Raw genomic sequence first — 18083 nt, 5'->3', positions numbered from 1 at the left:
GGCGGCCGTTTCGTCCCCGACGCAGACACGGAGCGGATACCGACATGACCGAGAGATACACCCTGCCCCACGCCTTCGGCATGGGGGGCGTCGCGCTCGGCAACGAGTTCGGCCTGACGACCGACGATCAGGCCCAGGCGACCCTCGAGACGGCGTGGCAGGCCGGCATCCGCTACTTCGACGTCGCGCCGCATTACGGGCTGGGCCTCGCCGAGCGGCGCTACGGGCGGTTCCTGCACCAGCAGCCGCGCGACAGCTTCGTGCTGAGCTCCAAGGTCGGACGGCTGCTGAAGGCCTCGCCGGAGCATCGCGACCGGAAGATGATGCCGTTCTCCCCCTCCCCCAACGCGGAGATCTACGACTACAGCCGCGACGGCACGCTGCGCTCCATCGAGGACACATTGCAGCGAACCGGGCTCGACCGGATCGACGTGGTTTTCGTCCACGACCTGTCGCCCGACAACGGCGCGCTGCCGCAACCGTGGGAGGCGCTTTGGCCCGAGGCGGTGGAGGGCTGCTTCGTCACGCTTTGCGAGCTTCGCGACCAGGGCGTGATCCGGGCCTGGGGCATGGGCGTGAACCGGCCGGAGCCGATCCTGAAGGCGATGGAGGATTCGGATCCCGACCTGCATCTGCTGGCGAGCCAGTATTCCCTGATCGAGCACGATCACGCGGTCGAGCACGTCTTTCCGAAGGCGCGGGAACGCGACAACGCCTTTGTCGTCGGTTCCGCCCTGAACGCGGGCTTCCTCGCGGGCGTGCATCGCTACCATTACGGCGACGGAAACACCGTGATCTCGAAGGACCGGATGGAGAAGCGTCGGCGCATCGCGGAGCTCGCCTTTGACCACGGCGTCGACATGCTCGCCGCCGCGCTGCAATTCGCGGCCGCGCCCGACGTCGCGCAGGCGGTCGTGGTGGGCCTCGGCCGGCCGGACGAAGCGGTGGACGACATTGCCGCGATGACCCACGCCGTCGCGCCCGCCTTCTGGGAGGCGCTGCGTTCCGAAGGCCTGATCCATCCCGAGGCGCCGACGCCCGATTGACGAACGTTGCGCGGCGGGGGGGATGCGGGGCACGGCCGCGCCGGACAGGTCGCAGCCGTCGGCCTCCGGCCTGGGGGAGACTTCACGCGACAGATCCGGACGCGGGCGATCAGTCCGGGCGCGCCGGTGCGTCCGCGAAGAGGTCGCGGTAGCGCTCCCGGAGGGCGTTCTTCTGCACCTTGCCCATCGTGTTGCGGGGGAGTTCGTCGATCACGACCAACGCTCGCGGCCGCTTGTAGCCGGCCAGCGTTTCCCGCAACGCCGCCTGTATCCGGTCGAGGTCGGGTCCGGTGTCGCACCGCGGCACGAGAACGCCCACCGGCGTCTCGCCGAGATCGGGATGCGGCACGCCGATGACGGCGGATTCGCGCACGCCCGGCTGCGCGTCGAGGACGAGCTCGATCTCCTTCGGATAGACGTTGTAGCCGCCCGAGATCACGAGGTCCTTGCCGCGCCCGACGATGGAGACGTAGCCGTCCGCGTCCCGGCTCGCGAGATCGCCGGTGACGAAGAAGCCGTCCGTGCGCAGCTCGGCGGCGGTCTTCTCGGGCATCTGCCAGTAGCCGGCGAACACGTTCGGCCCCCGGACCTCGATCTGTCCGATTTCCCCCTCCGGGACGGACGCGCCCGTTTCGGGATCGGCGATCCTGATCTCGACGCCCGGCAGCGGGAATCCGACCGTGCCGGCCCGCCGCTCGCCCTCGTAAGGGTTCGAGGTGATCATGTTGGTTTCGGTCATGCCGTAGCGCTCGAGGATGCGGTGGCCGGTCCGCGCCTCGAAGGCGGCATGCGTTTCGGCCAGAAGGGGCGCGGAGCCGGACACGAAGAGGCGCATGTTCGCGACCAGATCCCGTGTCACCCGGTCGTCGTCGAGCATGCGGGTGTAGAAGGTCGGCACGCCCATCATCGTCGTGGCTCGCGGCAGGTGCCGGACGATGGCGTCGAGGTCGAAGCCCGGCAGAAAGATCATCGACCCTCCGGCCGCGAGCGTGACGTTCGTCGCCACGAAGAGGCCATGGGTGTGAAAGATCGGCAGCGCGTGCAGAAGGACGTCGTCCCGGCTGAAGCGCCAGTGTTCGGCGAGCGTGCGGGCGTTGGAGACGAGGTTCGCATGGGTCAGCATCGCGCCCTTGGATCGGCCCGTCGTGCCCGAGGTATAGAGGAACGCCGCCAGATCGTCCGCGCCGCGGGCCACGGGGTCCTGCCTGTCGGGACAACCGGCCGCCGCGTCCAAAAGGCTGCCGCGCCCGTCGGCGTCGACGGTCTCGATCCGTGGACCCGTCTCCTGCGTCACGGCCCGGATCCCGTCGCGGCGCGACGGGTCGCAGACCACCATCCGCGCGCCGCTGTTCTCGATGAAGTACGCGAGTTCGGCATCGGTATAGGCGGTGTTGAGCGGCAGGAACACGATCCCCGCCCGGATGCAGGCCGCGTAGAGGGCGAGCGCCGCGGGCGTCTTGGCGATCTGCGCGGCCAGACGATCGCCCGGCCGGAGGTCCGCCGCGATCAGCGCGTTGGCGAGGCGGGCCGAAAGGGCGTCGAAATCGCGGCAGGACAGCGCGCCGCCATCCGGCAGGTGCAGGAACGGATCGTCGCGTCCCGCCTGCGGGGCGAACAGCGCGTCGAAGAGGTGGTTCGGCATGTCGGGTCTCCTCGGGCGGCGCGGGGAACGAAGCGTCCGCGGTTCGGTCGCGATCATAGCGAACCATCGCGCGCGCTCCACCCGATTGCGCCGCCCTGCCCGTCCGTCGTGCCGGACCCCGTGCGGCGGCCCGTCCGCGATGCGTCAGGTCGAAAGGCGCAGGCGGTCGCGCGGCAGGCCCGGCAGGTCGCGCATGTCGAGCGAAAGGTCCTGCGGCGGCAAGGCGGACCAGTCGACCCGGTCGAGCAGGGTCCGGGTGGCCGCCAGCATCAGGTCCTCCGTCACCCATTCGCCCGGACAGCGGTGGTTCGTCGCGTGCGCCCCGCCTCCCTGCGGGATCAGCGTGAAGGGATCGCCCTGCCAGTCGCGGAACCGCACGGGGCGGAACGCGTCGGGATCGTCCCACGCGGCCGGGTCGCGGTTCGTGCCCCAGATGTCGAACGCGACGAGGCGGCCCGCCGGTATCGCGTGTTCACGCCACACGGTCCGGACCCGGGCGCGGGCGACCAAGGCCGGGAAGAACGGGTAGGTGCGCCGCACCTCCTGCACGAAGCCGAAGAGGCGGTCGGGGTCGGACCGGAGCGCCGCCCTCTCCTCCGGCCGCGTCGCGAGCGCGTGGGCCGCGAAGGTCAGGTAGGCCGAGATGGCGACGAAGGGCCTCAGGATGTTGAGAAGCTCCACCGCCGCGACCTTTGGAGGCAGCAACGCGCCGGTCGTGTCGCGCCAGCTCGCCACGACGGCGAGCGCGTTGCCCCGCGGTGGCGAATGGGTGCCGTCCCGCACCGCTTCGACGAGTTTCGCCGCCCAGCGATCGGCGCGGTGACGCGCGATCCGCGCGACGACCTGGCGCAGATCCACCGAGCCGGCATGCTCGAAGAGACGCGAGAGCATGCGCGCCGTCTCGCCCTTTTCGTGCGGACCGAGCGGCACGCCCGCCCAGTCGCAGACCGCGCGGGTCAGGATGCGCTCGAACGCGTCCTGAAGGACGATCTCCCCCGGCTCCTCCAGCCGCCGCGCGATCCCGGCGACCGCGCGTTCGGTCAGGGCGTCGGTGCGCCCCGGTCCCATGAGCGCGAGGAACAGCCCCTTGCGGTGTTCGTGGACCGCACCGTCGAGCCCCTGCACCCCGCCCTCCCCGAACAGGGTCCGGCGCAGGAACCGTGGCGCCGCACCCGCGCGCGTGAAGATGTCGCGGTCGTAGAAGAACCGCGCCGCCTCCACGCCCGTCAGGCAGAGAGTCCGCTCGAGCATCAGGCGCGTCTCGAACGCATCCGATCCGACGGCGTCGCAGGTGCGGCGGATGAAGCGGTAGGGATCGGCGCGGAGCGGCAGGGTGCTGTCGAATGGGGGCAAGAGGTCAGGTGCTCCAGCGCCAGTCGCGGATTTCGGGCATGTCCTCGCCGTGTTCGCGGATGTAGTCGTGATGCGCCGCCAGCCGGTCGCGGCAGACCCGCTCGAGCTCAGCCGTCTCGTCCGCGCCGCGCCCGCTCCGCGCCGCGGCGTCCCGCGCGAGCGTGAAGCGGTCGATGCCGTTCAGCACGGCCATGTCGAAGGGCGTCGTGGTGGTGCCCTTCTCGCCGTAGCCGTGAACGTGGAAACCGGCATGCCCGGCGCGGCGGTAGGTCAACTCGTGGACAAGGCCGGGATAGCCGTGGAACGCGAAGACGACCGGGCGGTCGCGAGTAAAGCAGGCGTCGAACCGGGCCTCGGACGCGCCGTCCGGGTTCCGCGGCGCGGGCTGGAGCGCCATCAGGTCGACCACGTTGACGGCCCTGAGCCGCAGGTCGGGCAGGTGCGCGCGCAAGAGCGCGATCGCGGCCAGCATCTCGATCGTGGGCACGTCGCCCGCGGCGGCCATCACCACCTCCGGATCGGGGTCGTCGGCCGCCCAGTCCCAGACGCCGAACCCCGCCGCGACATGATCGCGGGCGGCGTCGACGGCGAGCCATTGCGGCTCCTCCTGCTTGCCGGCGACGACCACGTTCACCTTGTCGCGGCTCCGCAGGACCTTGTCGGCGACGTGGAGGAGCGTGTTGGCGTCGGGCGGCAGGTAGAGGCCGACCAGATCCGCCCCCTTGGTGGCAAGATGGTCGAGAAAGCCCGGATCCTGATGGCTGAAACCGTTGTGGTCCTGCCGCCAGACATGGCTCGACAAGAGGTAGTTCAGCGAGGCCAGCGGCGCGCGCCAGCCCGTCTCCTTCGCGCCGCGCAGCCACTTGATGTGCTGGTTCGCCATCGACGAGACGATGTGGATGAAAGCCTCGTAGCTGTTGAAGAGCCCGTGCCGTCCGGTCAGGACGTAACCCTCCAGCCAGCCCTGGCAGAGATGTTCGCTCAGCACTTCCATCACGCGGCCGTCCGGCGCGACGTCGACATCCGCGTCGCGGACCGCGCCGCTCGCCATGCGGTCGGTCACGTCGAACACGGCGTCGAGCTTGTTGGACCCGGTCTCGTCGGGCCCGAAAAGGCGGAAGGTGTCCGGGTTCCGACGCATGATCTCGCCCAGCCATTCGCCGAGCCGGTGGGTCGCGCCGGCGGTCAGGCTGCCCGGCGCATCGAAGCGCAGCGCGTAATCCGCCGGATCGGGGAGATCGAGCGGCCGCAGGAGCCGTCCGCCATCGGCATGTGGGTTCGCTCCGATCCGGCGCTTCCCCTCGGGGGCGAGCGCGCGGATCGTGTCCGAGGGCACGCCGTCCGGGAACAGCGCGGCCGGGTCGTAGCTCCGCAGCCAGCGCTCGAGCTGCGCGCGGTGTTCGGGATCGTCGCGCACGCCCTTCAGGGGCACCTGATGCGCGCGGAAGGTCCCCTCGACCGGGACGCCGTCCACCTCCGCCGGTCCGGTCCAGCCCTTCGGGGTGCGAAGCAGGATCATCGGGGGATGGGCCGTGTCGGCCGCCTCGCGGCGCGCCGCCTGCGCATCGAGCACGTCGTCGAGCGTCGTCGCCATCGCGGCGTGCATCCGCGCCGGATCGTCGCCGGACACGATCCGCGGCGCCCAGCCCAGCCCCGTGAACATCGCGTGCAGATCGTCGTCCGACATCCGTCCGAGGATCGTCGGCGCCGCGATCCGGTAGCCGTTCAGGTGCAGGATCGGCAGCACGGCCCCGTCGCGCCTCGGATCGAGGAACCGGTGCGAATGCCAGCTCGTCGCGAGCGCGCCCGTCTCCGCCTCCCCGTCGCCGATCACGCAGGCCACGGTCAGGCCGGGATTGTCGAAGGCCGCGCCGGTCGCATGGGCGAGGCTGTAGCCCAGCTCGCCCCCCTCATGGATGGAGCCGGGCGTGGGCGGCGAAGCATGGCTTGGCACGCCGCCGGGGAAGGAGAACTGGCGGAACAGGCGCCGCATCCCCGCCGCGTCCTGCGACACCTCGGGATAGAGCTCCGAATAGCTCCCGTCGAGCCAGGCATTGGCCAGCACCGCCGGCGCGCCGTGGCCCGGCCCGGCGATGAACAGGAGATCGAGGCCGCGGGCGCGGATCGCGCGGTTCAGGTGCGCCTGCACGAAGTTGAGCCCCGGCGAGGTCCCCCAATGCCCGAGAAGGCGTGGCTTGATGTCTCCGGGTTCAAGCGGCCGGTCGAGCAACGGGTTGTCCATCAGGTAGATCTGCGCCGCCGACAGATAGTTCGCGGCCCGCCACCACGCGTCGATGCGCTCCAGCTCGTCGATCATGCGATGGCCCCGAGCAATTTGGAGGTTTCGAGGGCCATGATCCATTCCTCCCGTTCGGCGAAGGCTCGGATCTCGACCGATGCGTCCGGGGGCGAGATCCGCTCCTCGTTGCGCGCATTCGAACTTGCGTCGAGCCGGACCCCCAGAAACTCCAGATCGGCGCAGATACGGGCCCGGATCACCGGCTGCTCCGCTCCCATGCCGCCGGTGAAAACGAGCGCGTCGAGACCGCCGAGGCTTACCGCCATCCCGGCCGCGCCCTTCGCCGCGCGTCGGCAGAACAGCGCGAGCGCCGCTTCGGCCTCCGGCGCCCCGGACGGGAGGAGATCGCGGGTGTCGTTGCTGATCCCCGACACGCCGGCGAGGCCGCTTTGGTGCCAAAGCATCTCCGCCACCGCCTCCGCCGACAGGCCGCGATCCTGCATCAACACGAGGATGAGCCCCGGGTCGAGCGCGCCGGACCGCGCGCCCATCATCAACCCGTCGAGCGGCGTCGCGCCCATCGTCGTGTCGACGCTCTGCCCGTCGCGGATCGCGCAGGCGCTCGCCCCGCCCGACAGGTGCAGCGCGACGATGCGCCGCCGATCCGGGGCGACCTCGCGCATGTGGCGCGCCGTCCAGGCGTAGGACAACCCGTGGAAGCCGAAGCGCCGGAGGCCGGCGGTGGCATCCGTTTCGGGCAGCGGCAGGCGCCGCGCGACGTCCGGCAGGGTGGCGTGGAAGGCGGTGTCGAACACGGCGACCTGCGGCAGATCGGGGCGGGCCGCCGCGATCGCCCGTGCCGGACCGAGCCCCGCCGGCTGATGGATCGGCGCGAGCGGCGCGAGGGCGTCGAGCGCCATCATCTCGTCTTGGGTCAGCTCCGTCACGGCCGCGCGTCTGTCGCCGCCATGGACGATCCGATGCGCGACCACGGGCGGTGCCTGCAACTGCCGCTCGACCGCGTCGAGGACGCGGCAGGCGATGGCCGGAAAGTCCGACGTGTCGGGCACGGAAAGGCGACGCTCGGGACCGTCCGCGGGGCGGAACAGGACGACATCCCCGGCCGACAGGTCGACACCGCCGTCGAATGCGTGGACGAACGTGTCCCCCTGTCTTCTGTAGGCCACAAAGGACAGGCTGGACGATCCGGCGTTGAAGCAGAGGATGTGGGGCAATTTGCCTCCTGCGCCGTGTCGTCTACGAGAGAACGGCCCCTGCGTGATGCGGTTCCCCGGGCCCGTCGTGTGCGGCGCCATTCCGCGCGGTCGACCGATGCGTTTGCGGTATAGCCCGCAAACACGAAATGTCGGCTGGATGATCCGGCCGCCGCGTCGTCAGACCGGGCCCGACCTTTCATCGAACGGCACGGGCCGCGCCGATGTCAGGTCGGGCTGCTTCGCCATCGGGGCCGTCGCATGGCGTCCGATGGTGCGGGCGGCCGGACTCGAACCGGCACGGCCTTCCGGCCCAGGCATTTTAAGTGCCATGTGTCTACCATTCCACCACGCCCGCTCGGCGCGCGAGGCAGCTGTCCCGAGTTCCGGCCGCCCCTGCCGCCGCGCGACGCCTCGGCGCATCGCGCACAGGGTGCCGGATCTTCGGAACGCGTCGCCGCCCCTTCGTCCGCGCGCCACGGAGTTACGCGAATCGCGGGTTCGATGACAAGCTCAGAGGTCGATCCCCTTGGGCTCGAGCAGCAGATATTGCCGTTCGCTCAACCAGGGATTGAAGGCGAGGGCCGCGCGGATCGTGTCCTGACCCTCGCGGATACGACCCATCCGGATCAGAGTCAGGCCCTTGCCGGCGATCGCCGCGACGTGCCTCGGGCGCAGGGTGATGGCTCGTTCGAGGTCGGGCAGCGCGGCCGCGTAGTCCTCGCGGATGAAGTTCGCGAAGGCGCGCTGATTGTAGCCCTCCGCGTAGTCCGGGCAGTAGGCGATCAGGCCGTCGAACGCCGCGACGGCGCCGGCAAGATCGAAGGCCGCCCGTCGTGCCATCCCGTCATCGAGCAATTGCTGGGCCCGATCGTCCGGCGCCTTGGCCCAGAAGGTCCACATCTCGCTGGCGATCCGCCGGGCAGCCTCCGCATCGTCGGCCGCCTGCACGGCGTCGAGCAGGCGGTCGATGTCCTCCGCGATATCCGGGTTGGGCGGACAGGCGGCGAGCGCCGGACTGGCGACACAGCAGAGGATCGCGGCACAGGTTCGAAGCGACATGTCCGGGAATGGTGGCGCGGTGTCCGGCGTCGTCAAGCGTGCTCGGGCGCGTTCGGGCTTCCCGCACGGACCTGGGCGGGCCACGTCCCTAGCCGCGTATCCTTGCCAGTAGCTTCTCGAGGTCGGCCCCCATCGACACGGCGAGCGAGATCTCCCGTCCCTTCCATTCCGCCATTCCGGAGATGATCCCGAGGATCCGCACCTCGCCGCCGGCATCGACGAAGACCGGCGCGCCGGAGGAGCCGAACTCGACGGAACAGTCGAGCACCAGCATGACGCCCACGCGCGACAGGATCGTGCAGCCCTCCTCCAGCAAAGGCGCGTCGGCCCGATGCGCGCCGTAGCTGACGACCTGCACGACCTCGCCCCATTGAGCGAACTTGCGGGTCGCGAAAGGCTCGACATTGTTCAGCCGAACGGCCCGGTCGAGCTGCAGGAGCGCGAGATCCCGGCCGGCGCGGTCGAGCTTGTCGCTGTCGGCGAAATCGTAATCGGGATGCAGGACGACCCGTCGCACCTTCCGGTACGCGGCGGCCCGACCATGCCGGAAGCCGGCCTGAAACTCGATCTCCCCCGGCGCGAAACGTCGCCCGCTTCGCGGATTGTAGAGGCAATGCGCCGCCGTGAGGACGAGCTCCGGCGCGATCAGCGCGCCGGTGCAGAAGCCGCCCGGCCGAAAGATCAACCGGCCGACCGCTTCCCAGCCGCTCTGCGCCTCGGTGGTGTCCAGCACGCGCAGCCTCGTGTCGGCCGACGCGGAAAGCGCCGTGACCAGAAGCAGCGTCGCGGCCAGCAGCAGTCCCGAAAGGCCGGTCACGACGGCATACCTGCGGGCGCGCGTCCCCCGGACGGGACGAGCGACCGTTCGGAATCGAACCGCGATTCCCTCGATCCGGGCACCCTTCGCACGAAACAGTCCGGCAACAAGGGTGCGCGCGCCGCTATGGAGCGTTCCCCGGGTCAGCCGGTCAGGTCCGGCACCGGGTCGCGTCGCGGCGGCGCCTTCGCGGCAAGGACCGGCGGGACCGGCCCGCCCGTCGCCCAATCCAGCAACTCAACCGTGTGGACGACCGGGACCGGCGTGCCGCCACCGATCTGCATCATGCAGCCGATATTGCCGGCCGCGATCACGTCCGGGTCGCGCGCCTCCAGCGTCGCGACCTTGCGCCGCTTCAGCTCGTTCGCGATCTCGGGCTGCATCAGGTTGTAGGTCCCGGCGCTTCCGCAGCACAGATGCGCGTCGGCCGGCTCGACCACGGTGAACCCGGCCCGCTTCAGAAGCTCCTTCGGCGCCGCCTTGATCTGCTGACCGTGCTGGAGCGAGCAGGCGGCGTGGTAGGCCACGCGGAGCGGCCCCTGCCCCTCGGCCGTGGGGACGTGCTCGGTCGGGATGCCGCCGACCCCGTCGCGGGCCGGACGGAGCGGCGTCTCGAACGGGTGATCCGCCGGCAGGAGGTCGAGCAGCACTTCGGACACGTCCTTCGCCAGCGCGCTGACCTTCGCGGCCTTGTCCGCAAGCGGATCGTTGCGGAACATGTGGCCGTAATCCTTGATCGTGGTACCGCAGCCCGACGTGTTGACGACGATCGCGTCGAGCCCCGCCCCCGCCATCTCGGCGCTCCAGGCCTCGATGTTGCGCGCGGCGAAGCCGTGGCTCTCGTCCGCCTTGCCCATGTGGTGCGTGAGCGCCCCGCAGCAGCCGGCGCCCTTCGCCACCACGACCTCCGCGCCGAGCCGGGTCAGGAGGCGGATCGTCGCGTCGTTGATGTCGGTGTTGAGCGCCTTCTGGGCGCAGCCGGTCATCAGCGCCACGCGCATCTTCCTGTCGCGCGCGGGAAAGGTCTGCGGATCGTCGTTGCGGCTGACCGGCGGGATCGTCCTCGGCGCCATCGCGATCATCGCCCTGAGGCGCGCATCCGGCATCAGCCAGGCAAACGGCCGTCCGATCTTCGCCCCCAGAAGCGCCAGCCGGAACCGCCCCGGATAGGGCAGGATCCGCGCCAGCGTCCAGCGCAGCAACCGGTCCACGGGGGGGCGCCTGTAGGTCCGTTCGATATGCGCGCGGGCATGATCGACGAGATGCATGTAATGCACGCCCGAAGGACAGGTCGTCATGCAGGCGAGGCAGGAAAGGCAGCGGTCGATATGCTTGACCGTCTTGGCATCCGCGTCGCGCCCGCTCTCCAGCATGTCCTTGATGAGGTAGATCCGGCCGCGCGGGGAATCGAGCTCGTCGCCCAGCACCTGATAGGTCGGGCAGGTCGCGGTGCAGAACCCGCAATGGACGCAGGCGCGCAGGATCTCGTTGGATCGCTTCGTGTCCGGATCGGCGAGCTGCTCGGGCGTGAACGTCGTTTGCATCTCAGCCCCCCGCCCCGGCGAAAACGCCCCTCGGGTCGAACTTCGCGCGCAGGCCGGCCGTCAGCACCGCGACCGGCGGCGTCTCGGGCGGCAAATCCAGCCCGCCGCGCACCCGCGTCGCATGCCCGTCGAACGATCCGAGCCGGGCGCGCAGATCCGTTCCCTCGGGCAAACGGACCCAGATCAGCCCCCCGCCCCAGTCGATCAGCACTGCCTCCGCCCCGGCCCGGGCGACGAGCCCCGGCCCGGCACTGGGCCGCGCGTGGATGCGCCAGACATCGCCCGGCCCCGCCATCGCCGTCGCGTCGCGCACCGCGCGCCAGACCCGCGCCGATGCCTCGGGATCGAGCCGGGTCGCCGTCCCGAACGCCGCAAGCACGCGCGCGAGTTCTCCCGCGCGGTAATCGACCGAGCCTTCCAGCCCCTCGATCCGCAGCCATGTCGCCCCCCCGGCCGGATCGTGCGCCGCGCCGTTCACCTCGAACGGCGACGTCAGGCCCGCCGCCATCGCGCGCACCGCCTCCACGACCGACAGCCCGTCGAGCCGGAGCGTCGCCTGCGTCGCGGCGGCCGGCAGCACTTTGAAGCTCACCTCGCTCAGGATGCCCAGCCGGCCGCGCGACCCGGCGAGGAGCTTCACCAGATCGTAGCCCGTCACGTTCTTCATCACCCGCCCCCCGTTCTTGACCACCCGGCCCTCGCCGTCGACGAAGCGCACTCCGATCAGCGAGTCCCGGCAGGCGCCGACAGTCACCCGCCGCGGGCCCGATACGTTGAGCGCCACCGCCCCGCCGACGGTCGGCGTCCCCCCGGTCCCGAGAAGTCCGCGATGGTCCATCGGCTCGAACGGCAGGCGCTGCCCCTCCGCCTCCAGCGCCGCCTCGACCTCCGCCACCGGCGTCCCGGCGCGGGCGACAAGCGTCAGCGCGCCCGGCTCGTAGAGCGTGATCCCCGACAGCCCGGTCGTCGTCAGCGCCTCGCCCAAGGCCGGCACGTGGCGTGTGGCCCCGCCGCGAACGGCCAGCGGCCCGTTCGCGCCGCGCACGATCTCGGCCAGATCGGCCTCGCTTTCGGGTTTCAGCACCGGTCCATCCGTCTTTGCGTCCCGAATATCCCCGCCGGAGGCTCCGTCCTACGCATCAGGCGCGACGCTCCGCGGTGGTGGCGAGGGGGAAGACCTTGGCCGGGTTCAGCAGCCATTTCGGGTCGAACACGTCCTTCACCCGCATCTGCGCCTCCATGTCGTCCGCCGTGAACTGGTGGCCCATCAGGTCGCGCTTCTCGACGCCCACGCCGTGCTCGCCGGTCAGGCAGCCGCCCACCTCGACGCAGAGCTTCAGGATCTCCGCGCCCATCTCCTCGCAGAGCTCGAGGTCGCCGGGCTTGTTGGCGTCGAACAGGATCAGCGGATGCATGTTGCCGTCGCCGGCGTGGAAGACGTTGCCGACCTTCAGGCCGTAGCGCTCCGACAGGTCGGAGATGCCGCGCAGCACACGGGGCAGCTCGCTCACCGGGATCGTGCCGTCGAGGCACATGTAATCGTTGATCTGCCCCATCGCGCCGAAGGCCGACTTGCGGCCGAGCCAGATCCGCGCGCTCTCGTCGTCGGAGGTGGACCGGCGCAGCTCGACGGGGCCGTGCCGGCGCGCGATCTCCTCGATCAGGCCGAGCTGCTCGTCGATTTCCGCCTCGGAGCCTTCGACCTCCACGATCAGGAGCGCCTCGACATCCGGGTAGCCCGCTCCGGCGAAGGCCTCCGTCGCGCGGATCACCGGGCGGTCCATGAACTCGATCGCGACCGGCAGGACGCCCGCCTTGATGATGTCGGCCACGCAGGCGCCCGCCGTCTCGTTGTCGTCGAAGGCGATCAACACGGGGCGCGCGCCCTCGGGCTTGGGGAGAACCCGGAGCGTGGCCTCGGTCACCACGCCGAGCTGCCCCTCGGATCCGCAGACCACGCCGAGAAGGTCGAGTCCGCCCGCATCCATATGCGCGCCGCCGATCTCCACCACGGTGCCGTCCATCTGCACCAGCGTCACTCCCAAGAGGTTGTTGGTCGTCACGCCGTATTTCAGGCAATGCGCCCCGCCCGAATTCATCGCGATGTTGCCCGCGATGGCGCAGGCGAGCTGCGACGACGGATCGGGGGCGTAGAAGAACCCGTCCGCCTCCACCGCGCCGGTGACGGACAGATTCGTGCGGCCGGTCTGCACCCGCACGAAGCGGTCGTCGTAATTGACCTCCAGCACCTCGGTCAGGCGGGCGACACCCAGGATCACGGAATCGGCGGTGGGCAGCGAGCCGCCCGCGAGGGAGGTGCCGGCCCCGCGCGGGACGACGGGTATGTTCATGTCATGGCAGATGCGCAGGACCTTCGAGACCTCCTCCGTGCTGCGCGGCAGGACGACGGCGAGCGGCGGGCACTTGTAGGCGGTCAATGCGTCGCATTCGTAGGCGCGCAACTCCGTCTCCGCATGCACCACCGCGTCCTCGGGCAGGACCGTGCGCAGCGCGCGGACGAGCTCGTCCTTACGGGCAAGCGTGAAGGGATCGATCTTCGGCATTTCCATGATGCGTCTCCTCCGGCGGTCCGACACAAGGTATCGTCAAAATTACCGGAGGCAAAGCGCCTGCGGCGCTGCTAGGAATCGGTGCGATGCCGGACGTTCTCAGTCATTTCACCGCGCTCGACGCGATCGCCGTCCTCGTCCTCGTCGGCACGTGGGGGCTCGCCGGCTGGGTGATCGAGAATCCGCCCGAGCGCCGCGTCTCGGTCAGCCGCCTGATGAACGGCTATCGGCGGGCCTGGATGGTGGAGATGCTGACGCGGCAGCCACGCATCTTCGACGCCGCCATCCTCGGCTCGCTCAGACAGGGCACGACGTTCCTTGCATCGGGCGCGATGATCGCGGTCGGGGGCGTGCTGGCGCTCGCGGGCAACGCCGAACGCCTGGACGACACGGTGATGGGGATCGGGGCGACGGGGCATCCGGTCGCGTTCTGGCAGACCAAGCTCGCCGCCGTCGCCCTCATTCTCACTCACGCGGTGTTCAAGTTCATCTGGTCGAACCGCCTGTTCGGCTATTGCGCGGTGGTGATGGCGTCGGTTCCGAACGACGTGACCGATCCGCACGCGCTGTCGCGGGCCGCGAAGGCGGCGGAGCTCAACATCCGCGCGGCGGTGAACTTCAATCGCGGGCTCCGTTCCGTTTACTTTGCGTTCGCGGCGCTCGCCTGGATCCTCGGTCCCCTGCCCCTCCTCCTCGCCGTGGCCGCGATCGGCTGGACGGTGCTGTCGCGCGAATTCGCCTCGACATCGCGCGGCGTCCTGATGGAGGATTGAGCCATGCGCCCGTGGCTTCCCCTCGTCCTGCTCGCCGGTCCGGCCTTTGGCGACGTGCCCGTGATCGAACGTGCGGAGGCGGTCCGTCTCGGGACCGGGTGGCGCTTCGACGTGACCGTCCGGCACGCCGATGCCGGATGGGATCACTACGCCGACGGCTGGACGATCCTGACGGAGACGGGCGGGCCGCTCGCGCATCGCGAGCTCCTCCACCCCCACGACGACGAGCAGCCGTTCACCCGGTCGCTTTCCGGCGTGGCGATCCCGGACGGGACGGAGCGCGTGATCCTGCGCGCGCATGACACCGTCCACGGCTGGAGCGTGGACCACGTGCTGACGCTGCCCGAGGCGCCCTAGCCCGAATGCGCCCCGTCGGCGAGCGCCCGGACGTAGTCGAGGACCGCGTCCACGTCGTCGCCCTTGCCGATCCGGTCCACGATGGCGGAGCCCACGACGCAGCCGTCCGCGACGGCGGCGATGTCGCGCGCGGCCTCGGGCGTCTTGATGCCGAATCCCACGATCACCGGCAGGTCGGTCGCCGCCTTGATCCGCGCGACCTCGGGCGCGACCTTTTCGACGCTGGCCGAGCCCGCGCCGGTAATGCCGGTGATCGACACGTAGTAGACGAAGCCCGACGTGTTCTGGAGGACCTTGGGCAGGCGGCGATCGTCCGTCGTCGGCGTGGCAAGCCGGATGAAGTTCAGCCCCGCCCGCTGCGCCGGGATGCAGAGCTCGTCGTCCTCCTCCGGCGGCAGGTCCACGACGATCAGCCCGTCCACCCCGGCCTCGCGCGCCTCCTCCAGGAAACGATCGACGCCCCGGGAATAGATCGGATTGTAATAGCCCATCAGGACCACCGGCGTCGCGTCGTCATGCGCCCGCAGGTCGCGCACGATGTCGAGCGTCCCTTCCAGCGTCATGCCGCCGTCGAGCGCGCGCTGGCCGGCGAGCTGGATCGTGGGCCCGTCGGCCATCGGGTCGGTGAAGGGCAGGCCCAGCTCGATCACGTCGACGCCGGCCGCGCCCAGCCCCCGGGCGATGCGCTTCGTCGTCTCCGCATCGGGGTCGCCGGCCATGATGTAGGTGACGAAAGCCTTGCGGTTCGCCGCCCGGAGACGGGCGAAAGTGTCGTCGATGCGCGTCATGTCGGCCCCCCGCCCTGTTCGCGGCACGGCTTGCGACACTTGCGCGGCGGGGTCAATCGTCGCGCCGTTCGCCGCCCGTGCCCGATCCCGCAGCGCGGGACTGGAAGCGGCGACCTGGTGACCCCATTTGCGATCCATGAATTACATTCTCGCCATCCTCCTTCCGCCGCTGTCGATCCTGCTCGCCGGGCGCCCGATCCTCAGCATCGTGACCTTCGTGATCTGGCTTCCGGCCCTGTTCTTCTCGGGCGGGCTGACGCATCCGATGTTCATCCTGCTTGCATGGTTCGTGATCTTCGAGGGTCGCAACCGCCGGGCCTGACCTTGCCGGTTCGCCGGCCTGCGCGTATGGGACGCCCCGGTTCCAGCGAAGGATGAGATCATGGGCTTCAGGATGGGCATCGTCGGACTGCCGAACGTGGGCAAGTCCACACTCTTCAACGCGCTGACCCGGACCGCGGCCGCGCAGGCGGCGAACTTTCCGTTCTGCACGATCGAGCCGAACGTGGGCGAGGTCGCCGTGCCCGACGCACGGCTCGACCGGCTCGCCGCGATCGCGCAGTCGAAGCAGGTGATCCCGACGCGGATGACCTTCGTCGACATCGCGGGCCTCGTGAAGGGCGCGTCCAAGGGCGAAGGCCTCGGCAACCAGTTCCTCGCCAACATCCGCGAGACGGATGCCATCGCGCATGTTCTGCGCTGCTTCGAGGATGGCGACGTCACCCATGTCGATGGGCGCGTGAACCCGGTCGAGGACGCCGAGGTCATTGAGACCGAGCTGATGATCGCGGACATGGAATCGATCGAGAAGCGCCTGCAGGGGTTGAGCCGGAAGGTGCGTGGCGGCGACAAGGAGGCGGTTCAGCAGGAGCGCCTGCTGGGGGCCGCGCTCGCCGCGCTGGAGGACGGCCGGCCCGCCCGCACCGTGGAGGTGTCCGAGGACGACGCCCGCGCCTGGGCGGGGCTGCAGCTGCTGACCACGAAGCCGATCCTCTACGTCTGCAACGTCGACGAGGGATCGGCAGCGGAGGGCAATGCCCATTCGGTCGCCGTGGCCGAGATGGCCGCGCGGCAGGGCGCGGCGCATGTCGTCATCTCCGCGCAGATCGAGGAGGAGATCGCGCAGCTTTCCGACGAGGAAGCCGCAGAGTTCCTGTCCGAGATGGGGCTGACGGAGCCCGGTCTCGACCGGCTGATCCGCGCGGGCTACGACCTCCTCGCGCTCGAGACCTATTTCACCGTCGGACCGAAGGAGGCACGCGCCTGGACGATCCGTCGGGGGACCAATGCGCCTCGCGCGGCCGGCGTGATCCACGGTGATTTCGAGAAGGGATTCATCCGGGCCGAGACGATCGCCTACGACGACTTCGTCGCGCTCGGCGGCGAACAGGCGGCCAAGGAGGCCGGCAAGATGCGCGCGGAAGGCAAGGGCTACGTCGTCAAGGACGGCGACGTGCTGCACTTCCTCTTCAACACCTGATCGACTGCCGGCCGCCCCCCCCCGCGCGCGAAAACACGCCATTGTGTCCTTGTTAGGACACGCCATCTATGCCCATTTTCGAAGGTGCCGGCCCCGGGGGGGAACGGGGCCAGCCGAGGTTTGCCAAGGAGTCATTCATGCACAGACGTCATCTGCTCGCGGGCAGCGCCGCGCTTGCCTTGTTCGGTCGCGGGGCGGTGGCCCAGTCGATCCGTCCCGACTTCCTGCCTGTCGAGGTTCGCATCCGCGACGACGTTCCCCCGAACGAGCTGCATGTCGTGCCGGACACGTTCATGCTCTACTGGACCATGCCCGGCGGTCGGGCGATGCGCTACATGTGCGGGATCGGGCGTCCCGGCCTCTACGAATCGGGCGTGTTCTATGTCGGCGCCAAGAAGGAATGGCCGAGCTGGACACCGACGCAGGAAATGATCGCGCGCGACCCCGATTCCTACAAGCAGTTCGAGGACGGGATGCCCGGCGGTCCCGACAACCCGCTTGGCGCCCGCGCGCTTTATCTGTTCGAACCCGGTCGCGGCGATACGTTCCTTCGCATTCACGGCACGAACGCCCCGGGCACGATCGGCACCGCGGTTTCGAACGGATGCGCCCGTCTGGTGAACGACCAGATGATCGAACTCTACAACCGGGTGCCGCTCGACTCGCGCGTCGTGCTCCATCCGAAGACGCTGATCTGACATGAACGTCGCGCAAAGGGGCTTTTGCCCTTGTTCCCCGGCGGGGCGCCCTGCTAGACCCGCCGGCGGAGACGTGGCCGAGTGGTCGAAGGCGCTCCCCTGCTAAGGGAGTAGGCGGGAAACCGTCTCGAGGGTTCGAATCCCTTCGTCTCCGCCAGAATCCCCATTGCGAACCGGTGACACCACGCTGACGGGCACGGATTTTTCCGTGTTTTCAAAGAGGTTTGCGCGAACCGACCGAACCTCATAGACGCGCCGCCTAGCCGAAGCTGTGCTCAGAATGGCCCTCAGTCTCAGTTTGGGCGAACCTCGTTCGTTCCGGTTCGGTCCACTTTTGGCATTACTTTTCAATGGCCTGCCTGCGAACCCCGCCAAAACCCAAACGCGCGTTTCGAACGATATCCACGCCAACGGAGATTGAACGTAAGCGTCCGGGCTCGCTGCCCTGACGTCGTCCGCTGAGCATCGATAGTGTCCACTATGAGATAATGGACACTATC

General features: G+C 69.7%; 16 protein-coding genes and 2 tRNA genes. 7 read left to right on the top strand and 11 right to left on the bottom strand.

The features are described from left to right. Positions 1 to 44: 44 nt before the first annotated feature. The gene (locus Q1B08_RS11135) at positions 45 to 1046 is read left to right on the top strand and encodes an aldo/keto reductase (RefSeq protein WP_299818384.1); all 1002 of its coding nucleotides are present in this window, start codon (positions 45 to 47) and stop codon (positions 1044 to 1046) included. Positions 1047 to 1155: 109 nt separating this feature from the next. Here Q1B08_RS11135 and Q1B08_RS11130 read toward each other — a convergent pair whose 3' ends face one another. The 10 genes from Q1B08_RS11130 to Q1B08_RS11085 all read right to left on the bottom strand — a co-directional run bounded on the left by Q1B08_RS11130 (position 1156) and on the right by Q1B08_RS11085 (position 13487). After that, positions 1156 to 2688 (bottom strand): malonyl-CoA synthase, encoded by a 1533-nt coding sequence (locus Q1B08_RS11130; RefSeq protein ID WP_299818381.1) that lies wholly within the window; start codon positions 2686 to 2688, stop codon positions 1156 to 1158. A 144-nt stretch (positions 2689 to 2832) separates the two neighbouring features. Beyond that, a complete protein-coding gene (locus Q1B08_RS11125; RefSeq protein ID WP_299818379.1) occupies positions 2833 to 4041 on the bottom strand; it encodes a cytochrome P450 in 1209 nt (402 codons plus the stop codon). Between the two features lie 4 nt (positions 4042 to 4045). Then, positions 4046 to 6358 carry a phosphoketolase family protein gene (locus Q1B08_RS11120; protein ID WP_299818376.1) on the bottom strand — a complete coding sequence of 771 codons (2313 nt, stop codon included), beginning with the start codon at positions 6356 to 6358 and terminating at the stop codon, positions 4046 to 4048. After that, positions 6355 to 7515: an acetate kinase gene (locus tag Q1B08_RS11115; RefSeq protein WP_299818373.1), complete on the bottom strand. Its 1161-nt coding sequence runs from the start codon at positions 7513 to 7515 to the stop codon at positions 6355 to 6357. Before Q1B08_RS11115 ends, Q1B08_RS11120 begins: the two co-directional genes overlap by 4 nt. Positions 7516 to 7766: 251 nt before the next feature. Further along, positions 7767 to 7852: transfer RNA gene (locus tag Q1B08_RS11110), tRNA-Leu, on the bottom strand. Between the two features lie 155 nt (positions 7853 to 8007). Next, positions 8008 to 8592, bottom strand: a complete 585-nt coding sequence (locus tag Q1B08_RS11105) for a hypothetical protein (RefSeq protein WP_299818369.1) — start codon at positions 8590 to 8592, stop codon at positions 8008 to 8010. A 52-nt stretch (positions 8593 to 8644) separates the two neighbouring features. After that, a complete protein-coding gene (locus Q1B08_RS11100; protein WP_299818366.1) occupies positions 8645 to 9373 on the bottom strand; it encodes a S1 family peptidase in 729 nt (242 codons plus the stop codon). 143 nt (positions 9374 to 9516) lie between these two features. Next, a complete protein-coding gene (glcF, locus tag Q1B08_RS11095) occupies positions 9517 to 10917 on the bottom strand; it encodes a glycolate oxidase subunit GlcF (RefSeq protein WP_299818364.1) in 1401 nt (466 codons plus the stop codon). 1 nt (position 10918) lies between these two features. After that, positions 10919 to 11998, bottom strand: a complete 1080-nt coding sequence (locus Q1B08_RS11090; RefSeq protein ID WP_299818717.1) for an FAD-binding protein — start codon at positions 11996 to 11998, stop codon at positions 10919 to 10921. Between the two features lie 58 nt (positions 11999 to 12056). Continuing rightward, the gene (locus Q1B08_RS11085) at positions 12057 to 13487 is read right to left on the bottom strand and encodes an FAD-linked oxidase C-terminal domain-containing protein (protein ID WP_299818361.1); all 1431 of its coding nucleotides are present in this window, start codon (positions 13485 to 13487) and stop codon (positions 12057 to 12059) included. An 86-nt stretch (positions 13488 to 13573) separates the two neighbouring features. Between Q1B08_RS11085 and Q1B08_RS11080 the strand changes: the two genes are divergently transcribed. Further along, positions 13574 to 14260 carry a DUF599 domain-containing protein gene (locus tag Q1B08_RS11080; protein ID WP_299818358.1) on the top strand — a complete coding sequence of 229 codons (687 nt, stop codon included), beginning with the start codon at positions 13574 to 13576 and terminating at the stop codon, positions 14258 to 14260. Between the two features lie 3 nt (positions 14261 to 14263). Continuing rightward, a complete protein-coding gene (locus Q1B08_RS11075) occupies positions 14264 to 14617 on the top strand; it encodes a hypothetical protein (RefSeq protein WP_299818355.1) in 354 nt (117 codons plus the stop codon). On the opposite strand, the gene trpA is transcribed toward Q1B08_RS11075, so the two are convergent. Next, positions 14614 to 15405 carry a tryptophan synthase subunit alpha gene (gene trpA / locus Q1B08_RS11070; RefSeq protein ID WP_299818352.1) on the bottom strand — a complete coding sequence of 264 codons (792 nt, stop codon included), beginning with the start codon at positions 15403 to 15405 and terminating at the stop codon, positions 14614 to 14616. The genes Q1B08_RS11075 and trpA overlap by 4 nt on opposite strands. Before the next feature lie 136 nt (positions 15406 to 15541). Here trpA and Q1B08_RS11065 point away from each other — a divergent pair, with 136 nt between their 5' ends. The 4 genes from Q1B08_RS11065 (at position 15542) to Q1B08_RS11050 (ending at position 17740) form a co-directional block, all read left to right on the top strand. Continuing rightward, positions 15542 to 15727, top strand: a complete 186-nt coding sequence (locus Q1B08_RS11065; RefSeq protein ID WP_299818349.1) for a hypothetical protein — start codon at positions 15542 to 15544, stop codon at positions 15725 to 15727. A gap of 60 nt (positions 15728 to 15787) precedes the next feature. Beyond that, positions 15788 to 16885, top strand: coding sequence for a redox-regulated ATPase YchF (gene ychF / locus Q1B08_RS11060; RefSeq protein ID WP_299818347.1), 1098 nt, complete (start codon positions 15788 to 15790; stop codon positions 16883 to 16885). A gap of 137 nt (positions 16886 to 17022) precedes the next feature. After that, a complete protein-coding gene (locus tag Q1B08_RS11055; RefSeq protein WP_299818344.1) occupies positions 17023 to 17583 on the top strand; it encodes a L,D-transpeptidase in 561 nt (186 codons plus the stop codon). 67 nt (positions 17584 to 17650) lie between these two features. Then, positions 17651 to 17740: transfer RNA gene (locus Q1B08_RS11050), tRNA-Ser, on the top strand. The last annotated feature ends 343 nt before the right edge of the window (positions 17741 to 18083 follow it).

Source organism: uncultured Jannaschia sp. (assembly GCF_947494025.1).
GTDB lineage: Bacteria > Pseudomonadota > Alphaproteobacteria > Rhodobacterales > Rhodobacteraceae > Jannaschia.
Note: the sequence above shows the minus strand (reverse complement) of the source record. Positions and strands in the feature narration are given on the sequence as shown.